The sequence below is a fragment of the Burkholderia sp. LFS061 genome (assembly GCF_047978125.1).
Taxonomy (GTDB): domain Bacteria; phylum Pseudomonadota; class Gammaproteobacteria; order Burkholderiales; family Burkholderiaceae; genus Burkholderia; species Burkholderia pyrrocinia_C.
The window spans coordinates 12,305-27,521 of sequence record NZ_JBFPFS010000053.1 but is presented as its reverse complement, the minus strand read 5'-3'; the positions used below and the strand labels follow the sequence as shown (position 1 = coordinate 27,521).

The 15,217-nt window shown below is 67.6% G+C and carries 15 protein-coding genes; 4 read left to right on the top strand and 11 right to left on the bottom strand.

The genetic code is table 11. The features are described from left to right. Positions 1 to 4 precede the first annotated feature (4 nt). The 3 genes from ACNQQL_RS31145 to ACNQQL_RS31135 form a co-directional block, all read right to left on the bottom strand. Complete coding sequence (locus ACNQQL_RS31145; protein WP_347068043.1) at positions 5 to 598, bottom strand: hypothetical protein; 594 nt, start codon at positions 596 to 598, stop codon at positions 5 to 7. Positions 599 to 811: 213 nt separating this feature from the next. Further along, a complete protein-coding gene (locus ACNQQL_RS31140) occupies positions 812 to 2,200 on the bottom strand; it encodes an NCS2 family permease (RefSeq protein WP_347068042.1) in 1,389 nt (462 codons plus the stop codon). Positions 2,201 to 2,634: 434 nt separating this feature from the next. Next, positions 2,635 to 3,267 carry a TetR family transcriptional regulator gene (locus ACNQQL_RS31135; RefSeq protein ID WP_371287110.1) on the bottom strand — a complete coding sequence of 211 codons (633 nt, stop codon included), beginning with the start codon at positions 3,265 to 3,267 and terminating at the stop codon, positions 2,635 to 2,637. A 93-nt stretch (positions 3,268 to 3,360) separates the two neighbouring features. Here ACNQQL_RS31135 and ACNQQL_RS31130 point away from each other — a divergent pair, with 93 nt between their 5' ends. Further along, entirely contained in the window at positions 3,361 to 4,026 is a 666-nt protein-coding gene (locus ACNQQL_RS31130; protein ID WP_034181717.1) for an O-methyltransferase, read from the top strand. Positions 4,027 to 4,155: 129 nt separating this feature from the next. On the opposite strand, the gene ACNQQL_RS31125 is transcribed toward ACNQQL_RS31130, so the two are convergent. The 7 genes from ACNQQL_RS31125 to ACNQQL_RS31095 form a co-directional block, all read right to left on the bottom strand. Beyond that, entirely contained in the window at positions 4,156 to 4,674 is a 519-nt protein-coding gene (locus ACNQQL_RS31125; RefSeq protein WP_347068039.1) for a DUF3455 domain-containing protein, read from the bottom strand. A 171-nt stretch (positions 4,675 to 4,845) separates the two neighbouring features. Continuing rightward, positions 4,846 to 5,850, bottom strand: coding sequence for an aldo/keto reductase (locus ACNQQL_RS31120; protein WP_347068037.1), 1,005 nt, complete (start codon positions 5,848 to 5,850; stop codon positions 4,846 to 4,848). 20 nt (positions 5,851 to 5,870) lie between these two features. Further along, positions 5,871 to 6,986, bottom strand: a complete 1,116-nt coding sequence (locus ACNQQL_RS31115) for an alkene reductase (RefSeq protein WP_347068035.1) — start codon at positions 6,984 to 6,986, stop codon at positions 5,871 to 5,873. Between the two features lie 64 nt (positions 6,987 to 7,050). Next, the gene (gene dkgB / locus ACNQQL_RS31110; protein WP_347068033.1) at positions 7,051 to 7,857 is read right to left on the bottom strand and encodes a 2,5-didehydrogluconate reductase DkgB; all 807 of its coding nucleotides are present in this window, start codon (positions 7,855 to 7,857) and stop codon (positions 7,051 to 7,053) included. 150 nt (positions 7,858 to 8,007) lie between these two features. Next, positions 8,008 to 8,964, bottom strand: a complete 957-nt coding sequence (locus tag ACNQQL_RS31105; RefSeq protein WP_347068031.1) for an LLM class oxidoreductase — start codon at positions 8,962 to 8,964, stop codon at positions 8,008 to 8,010. Positions 8,965 to 8,977: 13 nt separating this feature from the next. Then, positions 8,978 to 9,301 carry a MoaF-related domain-containing protein gene (locus ACNQQL_RS31100; RefSeq protein ID WP_347068029.1) on the bottom strand — a complete coding sequence of 108 codons (324 nt, stop codon included), beginning with the start codon at positions 9,299 to 9,301 and terminating at the stop codon, positions 8,978 to 8,980. A gap of 31 nt (positions 9,302 to 9,332) precedes the next feature. Continuing rightward, complete coding sequence (locus tag ACNQQL_RS31095) at positions 9,333 to 10,535, bottom strand: MFS transporter (protein WP_347068027.1); 1,203 nt, start codon at positions 10,533 to 10,535, stop codon at positions 9,333 to 9,335. A 101-nt stretch (positions 10,536 to 10,636) separates the two neighbouring features. Here ACNQQL_RS31095 and ACNQQL_RS31090 point away from each other — a divergent pair, with 101 nt between their 5' ends. After that, positions 10,637 to 11,587, top strand: a complete 951-nt coding sequence (locus ACNQQL_RS31090; protein ID WP_347068025.1) for a LysR family transcriptional regulator — start codon at positions 10,637 to 10,639, stop codon at positions 11,585 to 11,587. 89 nt (positions 11,588 to 11,676) lie between these two features. On the opposite strand, the gene zwf is transcribed toward ACNQQL_RS31090, so the two are convergent. Further along, complete coding sequence (zwf, locus tag ACNQQL_RS31085) at positions 11,677 to 13,152, bottom strand: glucose-6-phosphate dehydrogenase (RefSeq protein ID WP_347068023.1); 1,476 nt, start codon at positions 13,150 to 13,152, stop codon at positions 11,677 to 11,679. Positions 13,153 to 13,354: 202 nt separating this feature from the next. On the opposite strand from zwf, the gene ACNQQL_RS31080 reads away from it, so the two are divergent. Together ACNQQL_RS31080 and ACNQQL_RS31075 are read left to right on the top strand one after the other, a co-directional pair. After that, positions 13,355 to 13,933, top strand: coding sequence for a TetR/AcrR family transcriptional regulator (locus ACNQQL_RS31080; protein ID WP_347068021.1), 579 nt, complete (start codon positions 13,355 to 13,357; stop codon positions 13,931 to 13,933). Positions 13,934 to 14,121: 188 nt separating this feature from the next. After that, complete coding sequence (locus tag ACNQQL_RS31075) at positions 14,122 to 14,994, top strand: SDR family NAD(P)-dependent oxidoreductase (RefSeq protein ID WP_347068019.1); 873 nt, start codon at positions 14,122 to 14,124, stop codon at positions 14,992 to 14,994. Positions 14,995 to 15,217 lie beyond the last annotated feature (223 nt).

The window sequence follows — 15,217 nt, the reverse complement described above, 5'->3', positions numbered from 1 at the left end:
TGGCTTACGCGAGCGCCGTTTCGACGGCCGCCAGCATGCGGCGCCGGATCCACCCGCTCCCCAGCCGGATCGCGAGCCAGTACGGCGTAAACAGCCGCCGCGTCCGTGCGATCGGGCAGTGGATGAAGGTTTCGGTACGCAGGATGTACGCACCCGATGCCAGCCCGACGACTTCGAACCGGAGCACCAGCTTCGCGTCGCGTGGGTCGTCGTGCCGGACGAAGGCCGTTGCATCGGCGATGGCGCGCACGTCGGTCGTCGGGCGCCAGAAGCGTCCGACGAGACCGAGCGACAGCGACGTGTCGTCCCGGTGAAGCAGCGTGAACGTGTGGAAACCGAAACGCGCGCGTTCGCTTCGGGCAGGCCCGTTGCGAAGCGTGTCGACGACGGCCGACGGGAATTCGCGCACCGTCATCAGTGCATCGATGACCGGATCGGCGCGCATGTCGAGCGCCGCGACCGCGTCGATGATGCGGGCCGGCGACGCATGGATCGGCTGCGATTCGTGCACTTCGTGGAAGCCGAACGACGGGATGAACGGCGGCTTGCGCGCCGAGGTCCGGGTGCTCGATTCGGAGACGATGCCGAGCGCGTTCATGGGCGGCTCCTGAAGGCAAAGCTCGATCGTAGCACCGGGCGCGAATTCGCGCCGCGCCGCTTCGGCGATGCGCATCGCATCGCGCCGCATCGACAAAAAAAGCCCGGAAACTCGCGTTCCCAGGCGGGAGACCATCAACGATGATGGTGGAGGAGACGTTGTCGTCCCGATGCGCGCCGTCCTTCTGCCGGCGACGTCGCGCGCGATCCGCGGTCAGATCGCCCAGCCGCCGAGATAGAACGTGACGAGCACGGTTGCGATCAGCACGGTGCCGACGTTGAGCTTGCGGAATTCGCCGCTCGCAATGCGGCCGATCACGAGCGTCGAGAAGCCGAGCATGATGCCCGTCACGATGTTTGCGGTCAGCACGATGAACACCGCGCACACGAGGCCCGACATCGCGTCGACCATGTCGTCCATGTGCAGCTTGCTCACGCTGCCGAGCATCAGCAGGCCGACGTACATCAGCGCGGGTGCGGTGGCGTACGACGGCACGAGGCCCGCGAGCGGCGAGAAGAACATCACGACGAGGAACAGCAGGCCGACCACGGCTGCCGCGAGGCCCGTCTTCGCGCCGGCGGCCACGCCGACGCTCGACTCGATGTAGGCCGCCGCCGGCGCGCCGCCGAGGAAGCCGGAGAAGATCGAACTGATCGAATCGGCGGTCAGCGCGCGGCCGCCGTTGATGATGCGGCCGTTCTCGTCGAGCTGGCCGGCCTGCCCGGCGACTGCCCGGATCGTGCCGGTCGCGTCGAACACGGCAGTCATCACCAGCGCCAGCACGCTCGGCAGCACAGCCATCGACAGCGCGCCCTTGATGTCCATCGCGCCGATCAGCGACGCATGGCCCGGTGCGCTCAGCGACGGCAGCGCGAAGATGCCGTGGTACTTCACGGCCGGGTCGAACACGAGGCCGAACACCGAGATCGCGATCACGACGAGCAGGATGCCGCCCGGCACGCGACGCTTTTCGAGGCCGAAGATCGCGGCGAGGCCGACGACCGACATGATGACCGGGAACGCGGTGATCTGGCCGAGCGAGACCGGCAGGCCGGCACCCGGGTTCTTGATCACGAGGCCGACGTCGTTCGACGCGATCAGCAGCAGGAACAGGCCGATGCCGATGCCGGTGCCGTGCGCGACGCCCGCGGGCAGGTTGCGCAGGATCCACGAGCGCACGCCGGTGACCGAGATGCCCGTGAACACGAGGCCCATCAGGAACACGGCGCCGAGCGCGACCGTCGGATGCAGCCCCTTGCCGAGCACGAGGCCGAACGCGGTGAACGCGGTCAGCGAGATCGCGCAGCCGATCGCGATCGGCAGCTTCGCCCACAGGCCCATCAGCAGCGAGCCGAACGCGGTGGTGAGGCAGACCGCGACGAACACGGCGCTCGTGTCGAAGCCGGCCTTGCCGAACATGCCGGGCACGACGAACACGGAATAGACCATCGCGAGGAACGTGGTCACGCCGGCAATGATTTCGCGGCGCTGCGTGCTGCCGCGCGACGAAATGCCGAAGTACCGGTCGATGACTCCCTTGGTGCCAAAGTCAGTTTCTTCCGCGCCGACGCCGACCGTCGGCTGCACCGGGGTATCACTCATGAGCTTGCTCCTTTATCAGCATGCTGAAACGGCCCGTAGCGAACCGTCGTCAGGGTGTCTCGTATCTGGTTGGGATTATCGGCAACGTCGTGGGGACGAATGACGCGCGATCCGTGTCGTCATGCGCGAATCGAAACGATCGCGAGCGTGTCGCGTCGTACCGCGCGTTGTGTTGTCGACCCGTCACGTGTGCTTTGCCGTAGCGAAGGTTAGGCGAACCGCCCATCACGTCCCATTGGGGGAAGAGCATGCAGCGCATGTCGCAGCGCTTATATCGGCGTGAAACGGGGCTTCGTCGTGCCGGAACACGTGTATACGCCTAGTTCGAATCCGTTAAGGCGACTATTTGAACGCGGGGCCGGCGGGCAGGGCGGCAGCGGGTGGTGCATCGGGTATTACGAAAGTCTTTCGTCGTGGCCGGTCCCGTCCACGCGTCAGTTGTGCGCGAGACGCTCGAGGTACGCGCAAAACATGTCGCCCATGGCCGCCGAATACGCGTCGATTTCCGCGGGCGTGCGCTCGCTTTCCGAAAACGCCTTGCCGGCCGTGGCGAGCGTGGTGGTGATCAGGTCGCACGCGAGCGCGCGCGTGGCGTCCGGCACATCGGGCAGCGCCTCCCGCATGAACGCCTGGAAGATGCGGTTGCCAGCCGCTTTTGCTTCCCGCGCCTCGGGCGCGTCGCGATAGAGCGGCGCGGCGTCGTCGAGCGCGATGCGCATGCGCGCCTCGTCGCATTCCGAACGGATGAACGCGTGGACGGCCGTGCGCAGCCGCTCGGGCGGCGTTTGACGCGCGTCCTCCAGCATGCCGCGCAGCATCTCGGACGTCTGCCGCCATTCGTCGTGCTGCAGCCGGAACAGCACGGCCGCCTTGTTCGGGAAGTACTGGTACAGCGAACCGACGCTCACGCCGGCGCGCTCGGCGACGCGCGCCATCGTGAAGCGCTGCGCGCCTTCGCTCGCCAAAACCTGAACAGCGGCCTGGAGGACGTCTTCGACGAGACGCGTCGAGCGGGCCTGCCGGGGCTGTTTGCGCGTGGCGATCCGGGTGTTTCGGCGGTCGGTCATGAGCGGTTTGCCAATGCGAATAGTAAAACCTGAATAATTCGTCATATTCTAATCGGGTGCAACGACGCACTCAACCCGATACCGGAGATTCGCATGACCACCCTGATTCTCGACCCGCTTGCCTCGCTGCTGGAGCGCCTGTTCGACGAGGCCGACGCGTCGTCGCCCGCGACGAGCCCGGACTTTGCCGACCTGTCGCACGACGAGCACGCGCGGCTGATGCGCAGCAAGACCGACTACGCCGATTTTTATGCGCGCCTGAAGGACTACCCGCTCGCCGTATCGCGCGAGACGGGCACGCTGCTGTACATGCTCGCGCGCAGCCGCGGCGCGCGGGCGATCGTCGAATTCGGCACGTCGTTCGGCATTTCGACGCTGCATCTTGCGGCCGCGCTGCGCGACAACGGCGGCGGCCGGTTGATCACGAGCGAGTTCGAGCCGTCGAAGGTCGTGCGCGCGCGGGCGAACCTGACGGCCGCCGGGCTTGCCGATCTCGTGGAGATTCGCGAAGGCGATGCGCTGCGCACGCTGGCCGCCGACCTTCCGGATACGGTCGATCTGCTGCTGCTCGATGGCGCGAAGGCGCTGTATCCCGAGATACTCGCGCTGGTCGAACCGCGGCTCGGGGCAGGTGCGTTCGTCGTCGCCGACAACGCGGAATACAGCCCCGACTACCTCGCTTATGTGCGCGCACCGGAAAACGGCTATCTGTCGGTGCCGTTCGGTGGCGATGTCGAGCTGTCGATGCGGATACGCTGAGCACGTTGCAACCGTAACGATGGCGCGGACGATTTCATGCTTCCATTCATCAAAGATAGGAAAACTGATTAAATGGATGCGTGACGGCAGGTAGCAGAATGGCGCCCGGCGCTTCGGGCGCCGTACGCGTCACTTCAGGAACACATAGCGCGCAAAGTACGGAAAGCGGCCGATCGCATGTTCGGTCGCGCACGCCGCGGCCGGCGGCGTGCCGCCCGCGGTATCGAGCCGTTGCACGAAGCGCACGCCGGCCAGCGTGCCGGTTGCGGCCGGCGTCGCGGCGAGCAGCAGTTGCGGAATGCTGTTCGGGCGTGCGCTCGGCGCTTCCGCGAGTTTCTTGCCGGTGATGCGGCTGCCGTCGAGCGCTTCCCACGACGGCCCCGCGCCGTGCCGGACGACGAGCGTGCCGCCGGCATCGAACAGCATCGCCTCCGGGCGCTGGAATGTCCACGCGAGCCGGTGTTCATTGTCGTATTCGCATGCGTAGATCTGCACGCCGGTCGCGGTCGTCGAGAGCACGGGCGTCGCTGGCTTGGGCGGCGCGAGACCGGCCGCATCGTCGGCGTAAGCCGGCAACGTGAAAGCCGAGAAGGAAAGGCCGGCCGCGAGGGCCAGCAGCATGTCGCGTTTCGGGGAACGGCTTGGCATGGCGGGGCGTCCTTTCAGGTCGGGTGACGGTCGTGCGGAGTCGATCCCGTAAACGCTAGACGCCGATTGCGCAGGCTGCAATTCGGAAATGGCAATCGCGGCGATAGTCGCCGCGATTGCGACCGAATGACTATGCGCGGCCGCTCGTCGCGGCGGTTGCGCGGAAGCGGCTCAGGCCGCGCCGGCCGGCGTCGGCGCGTGCTCGGCGATCAGGCGCTCGGCCTTCAGCGCGTCCCACAGTTCGGACGGAATCGGCGCCGCGGCCAGCCGCAGGTTCTCGTCGATGCGATCGGGCCGGCTCGCGCCGGGGATCACGGCGGCGACGGCCGGGTGCGCGAGCGAGAACTGCAGCGCCACCGCGCGAACGTCCACACCGAAGCGCTCGCCGATCTGCCGGATGCGCGCGACGCGATCGAGCATGTCCTCCGTCGCCGGCTGATACTCGAAGTGGGTGCCTCCGGCGAGCACGCCGGAATTGTACGGACCGCCGACGATGATGCCGAGCCCGCGCGCGACGCTTTCCGGCATCAGCCGTTCGAGCGCGCCCGCATGGTCGAGCAGCGTGTAGCGGCCGGCGAGCAGGAAGCCGTCGGGATCCGAGCGTTCGAGTGCGAGCTCGCACGGCTCGACGCGGTTCACGCCGAGGCCCCAGCCCTTGATGACCTTCTCGTCGCGCAGCCGCGTGAGCGCCCTGGCCGCGCCCGACATCGCGACGTCGAACACGTCGAGCCAGCGCTCGCCGTGGAAGTCGATGGCCGGATCGTGGATCCACACGGTGTCGAGCCGGTCGGTGCGCAGCCGCTCGAGGCTCGCTTCGATCGAGCGCAGCGTGCCGTCCTCGGTGTAGTCATAGACGATCTTGTTCGGCAGGCCATGGCGAAACAGTCCGCCCTTCTCGCCGAGATCGCGCTGCGACGCGTCCTCGTGTTCGTCGAGGACCAGCCGGCCGACCTTCGTGCCGAGCGAATATTCGTCGCGCGGACGGCCTGCGAGCGCTTCACCGAGGCGCAGCTCGGCGAGGCCCGCGCCATACAGCGGCGCGGCGTCGAAGTAGCGGATGCCGCTTTCCCAGGCCGCATCGACCGTGGCCAGTGCTTCTTCGTTCGGGATGTCGCGATACATGTTGCCCAGCGGCGCCGTGCCGAAACCCAGGCGGGAAGGGAGCGTGATTCTCATGTCGGATTCCAGTGGATCGTTCACGCGGCGGCTTGCGCGAGCGTCGGATAGTCCGTCAGGCCCTGTGCGCCGCCGCCGAACAGCGTGTTGCGGTCGTGCGGCGTGAGCGCGGCGCCGGTGCGCAGGCGCTCGGGCAGGTCGGGGTTCGCGACGAACGGGCGGCCGAAGGCGACGAGGTCGGCCCAGCCGGCGGCGATCGCTTCGCGCGCGCGCTCGGCGGTGTATGCACCGGCGTAGATCAGCACGCCCGGGTACGCGGCGCGCAGTTGCCGCTTGAATTCGACCGGCATCAGCGGTGCGTCGTCCCAGTCGGCTTCCGCGATGTGCAGGTAGCCGACACCGAGCTCGCCGAGCAGCTTCGCGGCGGCGAGGTAGGTCGTTTCCGGATCGTCGTCGACGCAGCCGTTCAGCGTGGTCAGCGGCGCGAGGCGGATGCCGACGCGCGACGCGTCGCCGGTGCCTTCGATCAGCGCCTGCGCGACTTCGCGCAGGAAGCGCAGCCGGTTTTCCAGCGAGCCGCCGTACGCGTCGGTGCGCGTGTTCGCATTCGAGTCGATGAACTGGTTCACGAGATAGCCGTTCGCGCCGTGCAGTTCGACGCCGTCGAAGCCGGCTTCGATCGCGTGGCGCGCGGCGGCGCGGTACTGGCCGACGATCTCGCGGATCTCGTCGATCGTCAGCGCGCGCGGCTCGGACGCCTGCACGAAGCCCGGCGTGCTGCCGTCTTCACCGGCGATGAACACGTTCACGCCCTTCGCCTGGATCGGCGACGACGACACGGGTTGCCGGCCGCCGAGCAGGCTCGTGTGGCTCAGCCGGCCGACGTGCCACAGCTGCGCGAACATGCGCCCGTGCGCAGCATGCACGGCGTCCGTCACCTTGCGCCAGCCGGCGACCTGCGACGGCGTGTGAATGCCGGGCGTCCACGCGTAGCCCTTGCCGAGCAGCGCGATATAGGTGCCTTCGCTGACGATCAGGCCCGCGCTCGCGCGCTGCGCGTAATACGCGGCCATCAGTTCGTTGGCTTCGTCGCCGGGCTGGCTCGCGCGCGAACGCGTCATCGGCGGCATCACGATGCGGTTCGGCAGCGTCAGCGTGCCGAGTCGCAGCGGTTGGAAAAGCGGGTCCTGGGTCATGATGAATTCCTGTCGGTGCCACGGCCGGCCGGCCGCGGACGGGGCGATTGAGGGGGCGGCGCGCTTAGTCCCACTTCGGCGCGAGGCCGGCCGGGTCGACTTCGCGGCCGTTGCGTTCGAGCGCGGCGATCTGCGCCATGTCTTCGTCGGTCAGGCGCAGCGTCTGTGCGAGCAGGTTGCTCGCGAGGTTCTCGCGCTTCGTCGACGACGGAATCACCGAGTAGCCGAGCTGCAGCGCCCACGCGAGTGCGACCTGTGCGGGCGTCGCGTGATGACGTTGCGCGATCGCGCCGATCACCGGGTCGCCGAGCACCTTGCCGTACGCGAGCGTCATGTACGACGTCACGTGGATGCCTTCGCCGTTCAGGAACTCGACGAGCTTGCGGTTCTGCAGGTACGGGCTCAGTTCGATCTGGTTCGTCGCGATCGCATCCTTGCCGACGGCCGCGATCGCTTCCTTCGTCAGTGCGATGTTGAAGTTCGAGATGCCGATCTGGCGCGTCAGGCCCTTTGCCTTCGCATCGGCCAGCGCGGTCATGAACGTGTCGAGCGCGACGCCGTTGTCCGGGGCCGGCCAGTGGATCAGCGTCAGGTCGACATGGTCGGTGCGCAGCTTGCGCAGGCTTTCTTCGAGGCTCGGCACGAGCTTGTCCGGCGCGTAGTTGTCGACCCAGATCTTGGTGGTCAGGAACAGGTCTTCGCGGCGCACGCCCGATGCGGCGATCGCTTCGCCGACTTCGGCTTCGTTGGCGTAGATCTGCGCGGTGTCGATCGCGCGGTAGCCGACCTCGAGGCCGTTGCGGACCGAGTCGACGACGACCTGGCCTTGCAGGCGGAAGGTGCCGAGGCCGAATGCGGGAATCTTGCTCATCGTGTGCTCCTGGGAGAGGGGAACGGTTGCGGTATGCGAGTCATTCTGGCGTTTGAGACTGATGAGATAAACGCCTTTAGAGGTCAAAAATATTTGATTTAAATTCAAATATCGATCGTGAACCGGGCCCGCTGAGGGCCGTTGCCGGCCTTATGCGACGTGTGTTCGCGCGCTCGCGCTCGCGTTCGCATGGAATGCCGGCAGCACGTCCGCTGCGATCTCGGCCATCGTCTCGTCGAGCGGACGGCGGTTGCGGCGGAAATGCAGGCCGATGTGCCGCACGCCGGCGTCGCGCATCGCAGCGAGTTCCTCGGTCAGCGCGATGCGTCCCGCGCGGGCGCCGAAGCGGTGCCGCTGCAGCGGTTCGTGCGGATCCTCCGCGAGGTCGAGATGGATGAAGCTCACGTACGGCTTGTCGCCTGCCACCGCGCGCCAGTTCGCGGCGCGCTGCGCGTGGTCGGCCGGCGTGCCCGGATACGCGAGGCAGCCGTCCATGTGTTCGCCGATCCACGCGGGCGTCTGCTGCGCGAGGCCCGCGACGAGCAGCGGCACCGGCGAACGGGCTGCGGGCAGCACGTCGAGGCCGGGCGGCAGGTGAGCGCGCGCGCCGTCGCGCAGCAGCGCGATCTGGTCGCGGAAATTCGCGCCGCGCGATGCGAAGTCGCGGCCGAACAGCGGATACTCGACCGGCCGGTCGCCGCTCGCGACGCCGAGCAGCAGGCGGCCGCCGCTCAGTTCCTGGATCGTCGCGGCCGATTTCAGCGTCAGCAGCGGTTCGCGCAGCGGCAGCACGACGGCCGCCGTGCCGAGCAGGATGTCGCGCGTGATACCGGCGAGGTAGCCGAGATACGAGAACGTTTCGAACACCTGCGCGGCGTCGCCGAACGACGGGTCGTACACCGGCACGTCGCGCACCCAGAGCGCGCGGAAGCCGAGCGTGTCGGCCAGTTGCGCGAGCTCCGCGTGGATTTCCAGATTGGGCACGCCGGGGCGGCGGCCGTCATGCTGGCGCTTCGCGTCGCCGGCCGGCGACCAGTCGTTGTCGAGCGGCAGTTCGATGCCGATGCTGAAGCCGCCGTCGGCGAGTTTGTCGAGTGAAGTGGGCATCGTCGGGCTCCGTTCAGATCGCGCGCAGGCTGCCTTCGAGCCGGTAGAAATCGAGCGACGACGCGGTGAAGAACGAGCGCGATGTGCCGGCGGCGAAATCGTCGATATGCACGACCGTCGCGCGGTCGGCTTCCTGCCACGAGATCGCGTAGGTCTCGCCGGCGATGTGCTGCCACGTGCAGGCGACTTCGCCTTTCGCGCCGGCGTATGCGCCTTCGGTGATCTCGTAGCGCATGCGGCGGCCGTCCTCGTCATACGCGTTGAGCGCGGCGAGGCCGTCGTAACGGACTTCGAATGTCTTGCCGGCGAACGGCGGACGCTGGGTCGATGCGTTCATGCTGATCAGCTCCTGCAAAAAGATGTGACGTTCAATGGGCGAGTTCGACGGGTTCTGCCGTGCGTGCCGGCAGCCCTTGGTGGCGGTCGAGACGGCCGCTCAGCGCGGTGAGCGCGAATGCGCCGAGCGTGACCACCGCGGCGATCCACGGCGTGTGGCCGAGGCCGACGTTCGCGACGATCAGGCCGCCGAGCGACGAGCCGCCGGCGACGCCGAGGTTGAACGCGGCGATGTTGAAGCCCGATGCGACGTCGGTGGCGTCCGGTGCGAAGTGGCGCGCCTGCTTGACGACATACACCTGCAGCCCCGGCACGTTGCCGAACGCGACCGCGCCCCACGCGAGCATCGTCAGCACCGCGAGCCATTTGACGTGGATCGTGAAGGTCAGCGCGAGCAGCACGATCGCGAGCAGCAGGAAGATCCGCTTGAGCGCCTTCACGGGGCCGACGGCGTCCGCGAGCTTGCCGCCCCACACGTTGCCGAACGCGACCGACACGCCGTAGCCGACGAGCACGAGGCTCACCTGCGACGGCGTGAAGCCGGCGATCTGTTCGAGCAGCGGTGCCATGTACGTGAACGCGATCAACGAGCCGCCGTAGCCGACGGCCGTCATCGCAAAGACGAGCAGCAGGCGCGGCTGCGCGAGCACGCGGAGCTGGCGGGCGAGCGGCGCCGGCGGCGTTTGCGGCAGAGCGCGCGGCACGAATGCGACCGCGCCAAGGAACGCGACGAGGCCGAACAGCGCGACGATCAGGAACGTCGCGCGCCAGCCGAAGTGCTGGCCGATGAAGGTGCCGAGCGGAATGCCGGCAACGAACGCGACGGTCATCCCGCTGAACATCGTCGCAATCGCGCTGGCCGCCTTGTCCTTCGGCACGAGCGTGGTCGCGATGATCGAACCGACCGAGAAGAACACGCCGTGCGCGAGGCCGGTGAGGATGCGCGCGACGATCAGCGATTCGTAGCCGGGCGCTTGCCATGCGACGAGGTTGCCGACGGTGAAGAGCGCCATCAGCGCGGCGAGCAGCGTCTTGCGCGGCACGCGGCCGGTGAGCGCGGTCAGGAGCGGCGCGCCGATGGCGACGCTCAGCGCGTACAGGCTGACGAGCAGCCCGGCCGACGGCAGGCTGACGCCGAGGTCGGCGCCGATCGTCGGGATCAGCCCGACGATCACGAATTCGGTGGTGCCGATGGCAAAGGCGCTGATGGTCAGCGCAAGCAGGGCGAGTGGCATGATGGGATCCTGGCTCCAGTAAGGATGGATCGCAGTGTGCCGCCTTTACTTTTGCTGAAAAACTGGTCTATAAACCAAATTGTTTTGATTTCAAATCAACAATGAAAATCACGCTCGACGAACTCCAGGCCTTTGCCGCCGTGGTCGACACCGGTTCGATCACCGCTGCCGCGCAGCAGCTCGACCTCACCGTGTCGGCGGCGAGCCGCACGCTCGCGCGGCTCGAGGAGAAGCTGAAGACCACGCTGCTGCGCCGGACCACGCGCCGGCTCGAACTGACCGAGGAAGGGCGCGCATTCCTGCAGGACGCGCGCGCGATCATCGAGTCGGTCGAGAATGCGGAAGAGCAGATGCTCGCGCGGCGCGAGATGCCGTCGGGGCGCCTGCGCGTCGACGCCGCGACGCCGTTCATGCTGCACGTGATCGTGCCGCTCGTGCGCGGCTACCGCGAACGCTTCCCGAAAGTCGAGTTGGAGCTGAACAGCAACGAAGGAATCATCGACCTGCTGGAGCGGCGCACCGACGTCGCGATCCGGATCGGCCGGTTGAAGGATTCGACGCTGCACAGCCGGCGCATCGGCAACAGCCGGTTGCGCATCCTCGCGAGCCCCGCGTATGTCGAAGCGCACGGCCTGCCGCGCAAGGTCGAGGATCTCGGCAGGCACACGCTGCTCGGCTTCACGCAGCCCGAATCGCTGAACGTGTGGCCGATCCTCGGCACCGACGGCGAACCGTGCCGGATCGAGCCGGGCATCTGGTCGTCGAGCGGCGAGACGCTGCGGCAGCTCGCGCTGGACGGCGCGGGCATCGTCTGCCTGTCGGATTTCATGACCGCGCAGGATCGCGAAGCGGGGCGGCTCGTGCAGCTGCTCGCGCGCCAGACGCTCGACGTCGAGCAGCCGATCCATGCGGTGTACTACCGCAATACCGCGATCTCGTCGCGGATCGCGTCGTTCGTCGATTACATGATCGAGGTGCTGGGCGGCGGTGGCGGCAGCAGCGGCAGCGATGCGCCGGCGCGGCGCAAGGCCGTGTGGCTGGAGCCGCGCTAGCGGCTGCGGGCGGCTTGCGGGAAAGACGGGGCGGGCATACGCCCCGATTGGCCCGGCGTGCCGCGCGACGGCACGCCGTCGTGCCGCGGTTACGCTTCTTCGGACCAGGACATGCCGTCGCGCGCGAGCAGCGCCGACGAGGCCGCGGGCCCGAACGTGCCGGACGTGTACAGGCGCGGCCGGTCGCCGAGCTGCTTCCAGCCGTCGAGGATCGGCTCGACCCACGACCATGCGGCTTCGAGCTCGTCGCGGCGCATGAAGTGCGTGAGGCGGCCGCGGATCACGTCGATCAGCAGCCGTTCGTACGCTTCCGCGCGCCGTTCCGGAATCGCCTGCTGCAGGTCGAGGTTCAGGCTGACGGGCACCATGTTCATGCCGCTGCCCGGTTCCTTCGCGAGCATCTGCAACTGGATCGATTCTTCCGGCTGAAGCTGGATCACGAGGCGGTTGCCGTAGTGGCGCGGGCCGGTCGGGATGATCGAGAACGGCATGTCCGCGAACTCGATCACGATTTCCGACTGGCGGCGCTGCAGCCGCTTGCCCGTGCGCAGGAAGAACGGCACGTTCGCCCAGCGCCAGTTGTTGATGTGCGCGCGCAGCGCGACGAAGGTTTCCGCGCGGCTGTCCGCCGGCACGTTGTCTTCCTCGAGATAGCCCTTGACCGGCTGGCCGTCGACCGCGCCGGCCGTGTACTGGCCGCGCACCGTGTCGCGCGCGACGTCCGACAGCGCCATCGGCCGCAGCGAGCGCAGCACCTTCAGCTTCTCGTCGCGCACCGCGTCGGGGTCGAGCGACACGGGCGGCTCCATCGCGACGATGCACAGCAGCTGCAGCAGATGGTTCTGCACCATGTCGCGCAGCGCGCCGGTATGGTCGTAGAAGCCCGCGCGGCTGCCGACGCCGACCGTTTCCGCGACCGTGATCTGCACGCTGCGGATGTTCGGCGCCTGCCACAGCGGCCCGAAGATCGGGTTGCCGAAGCGCAGCACCATCAGGTTCTGCACGGTTTCCTTGCCGAGATAGTGGTCGATCCGATAGATCTGCGATTCCTCGAAGTGCTTGCCGACCGCATCGTTGATCGCCTTCGCGGATGCGAGATCGTGGCCCAGCGGCTTTTCGAGGACGACGCGCGAGCGCCCGTCGACGAGGTGCGCGGCCGACAGGTTGTCGCAGATCGTCGTGAACAGCTCCGGCGACGTCGACAGGTAGAACACGCGGATCGCGTCGCCGCGCGCCGCTTCGGCGAGCCGCAGGTAGTCGTCCGGCGCGTTCACGTCGATCAGCACGTACTTGAACAGGTCGAGGAAACGGCTCCACGCGTCGGCGTTGAACGCCTTCTCGTCGATGAACGGGCGCGACTGCTCGTCCATGAACTTGCGATAGCCGTCGATGCCCCAGTCGCGGCGGCCGACGGCGATGATGCGCGTCTCGGGCGGAAGGTTGCAGTGCAGGTGCGCCATGTACAGCGCGGGCAACAGCTTGCGGGCGGCCAGGTCGCCGCCGCCGCCGAAGATGATCATGTCGACGGGCCGGTCGGCCGCGGTCTGGGTAGGCTGATTCGTCATGAGTGGTTCGCGGTTTGAAACGGGGAACGTGAAACGAACGTCGAAGGCATCGGGCGCCGGATGGCCGGCACCGGTACGGCAAAACGATAATAGTGCACGGTTTTGATGGATTGCGTGTGCGTTCCCCCAAGATGTAACAGGGCTTGCATTCCGTCGGGCGGCCTGATTATGATTGAGTACTCACTCATTAAAGGAATCGAACGTGGCCCGACCGCGCAGTCCCGACAAGCACGAAGCCATCCTCGCCGCCGCCGCCCGCGCGCTTGCCGAGGACGGCGCGACCGCGACGACCGCGCGCATCGCGCGGCTCGCCGGCGTGGCGGAAGGCACGGTGTTCACGTACTTCGAGACCAAGGACGCGTTGCTGAATGCGCTGTATCTGAGCCTGAAGGCCGACATGCGCGAAGCGATGATGGCCGGGTTCCCGGAAGACGCGCCGGCCGAGCAGGCCGTGCGGCACGCGTGGAACGGCTATGTGTCGTGGGGCGTCGCGAATCCGGACGGGCGGCGTGCGCTGCAGCAGCTCGGCGTGAGCGGGCGCATCGACGACGCGCATCGCGCGGCCGGCGCCGAAGGCTTCGGCACGATCCGCTCGCTGCTGCAGGGGCAGATCGTCGCGTCGCGCGGGCTGACGGCCGATGAAGCGCACGCGTTCTGCGCGGCGCTGTTTACGTCGATCGCGGAAACGGCGATGGAGTCGGTCGCGCGTGATCCGGCGCGGGCCGATGCGTACCGGGAAGCCGGGTTTCGTGCGCTGTGGGCCGTGCTGCACGCCGTGTGAGCGTGACGCGAACGATGTGACGGAAGGGTTGGCCGCCGTGATGGCATGGGCGGTGCGTGTGCCGCACGGCGGAAGGCAGGACGGTTTCTGGCAGGGCGACGCATCGCACGAATCATCGATGCATCGTCGATATTAATGAGTGAGTAATCATTCATTTTCGTGGTTTCATCTTTTCGAGGAGTGGAAAAATGTCGAAAGTCTGGCTGGTAACAGGGGCCGCGCGCGGCCTTGGGCGAGCGATTTCGGAAGCGGTGCTGGCGGCAGGCGACCGGCTGGTGGCCGGTGCGCGCGATCCCGCGCGGCTGGCCGATCTGGCAGAGCAATACGGCGACCGGCTGCTGCCGGTCGCGCTCGACGTCACCGACGAAGCGGCGGCTGCGCAGGCCGTCGCGGCGGCACGCGACAGGTTCGGCCGCATCGACGTGCTGGTGAACAACGCGGGTTACGGCCATACGGCGCCGTTCGAGCAGATGGGCGCCGATGACTTCCGCGACCAGATCGAAACGAACCTGTTCGGCGTGATCAACCTGACGCGCGCGGTGCTGCCGACGATGCGTGCGCAGCGCGCGGGCCACATCTTCCAGGTATCGTCGGTCGGCGGGCGTACGTCGACGGCCGGTTTGTCCGCGTATCAGGCGGCGAAGTGGGCGGTCGGCGGGTTCAGCGACGTGCTGTCGAAGGAAGTCGCGCCGTTCGGCGTGCGCGTGTGCACGCTCGAGCCGGGCGGGATGCGCACCGACTGGGCCGCGCAGGCGAAGCGCAGCGTCGACGACCTGCTGCCCGACTATCAGCCGTCGGTCGGGAAGATTCTCGAGCTGTTCGGCGCATATGGCGGCCACGAGGTCGGCGATCCGGCGCGGATCGCGAAGCTGATCGTCGAGTTGTCGCGGCGCGACGACGTGCCGATGCGCCTGCTGCTCGGCGGCGATGCGCTGTTCGTATGCGAGCAGGCGGAAACGCAGCGCGCGGAAGAAGCCGCGCGGTGGCGGGATGCGACGCTGTCCACGCAGTTTCCGGATGCGAAGCTGCCGGAGGGGCTGGAAGCGTTGAAGCGCGTGTAATGAGCACGGCTATGTGGGGCTCGCGCGGCTGCTCCGTTGGGTCGGGCCGTGCGTAACGGCAGGCCCGATGCGAGCGGCCGGACAATCGGCTGCCGGCCGCCGTGACGGGGCGCCATACATGTTGCTTTCTTATTGGTCCGGTTAATTTGCCCGTAACCTTGCAATTCTCCATCCGATCGGCCTCGCCACGTTTAGTGAGAAGCTGCGCGAACATCGAACATTC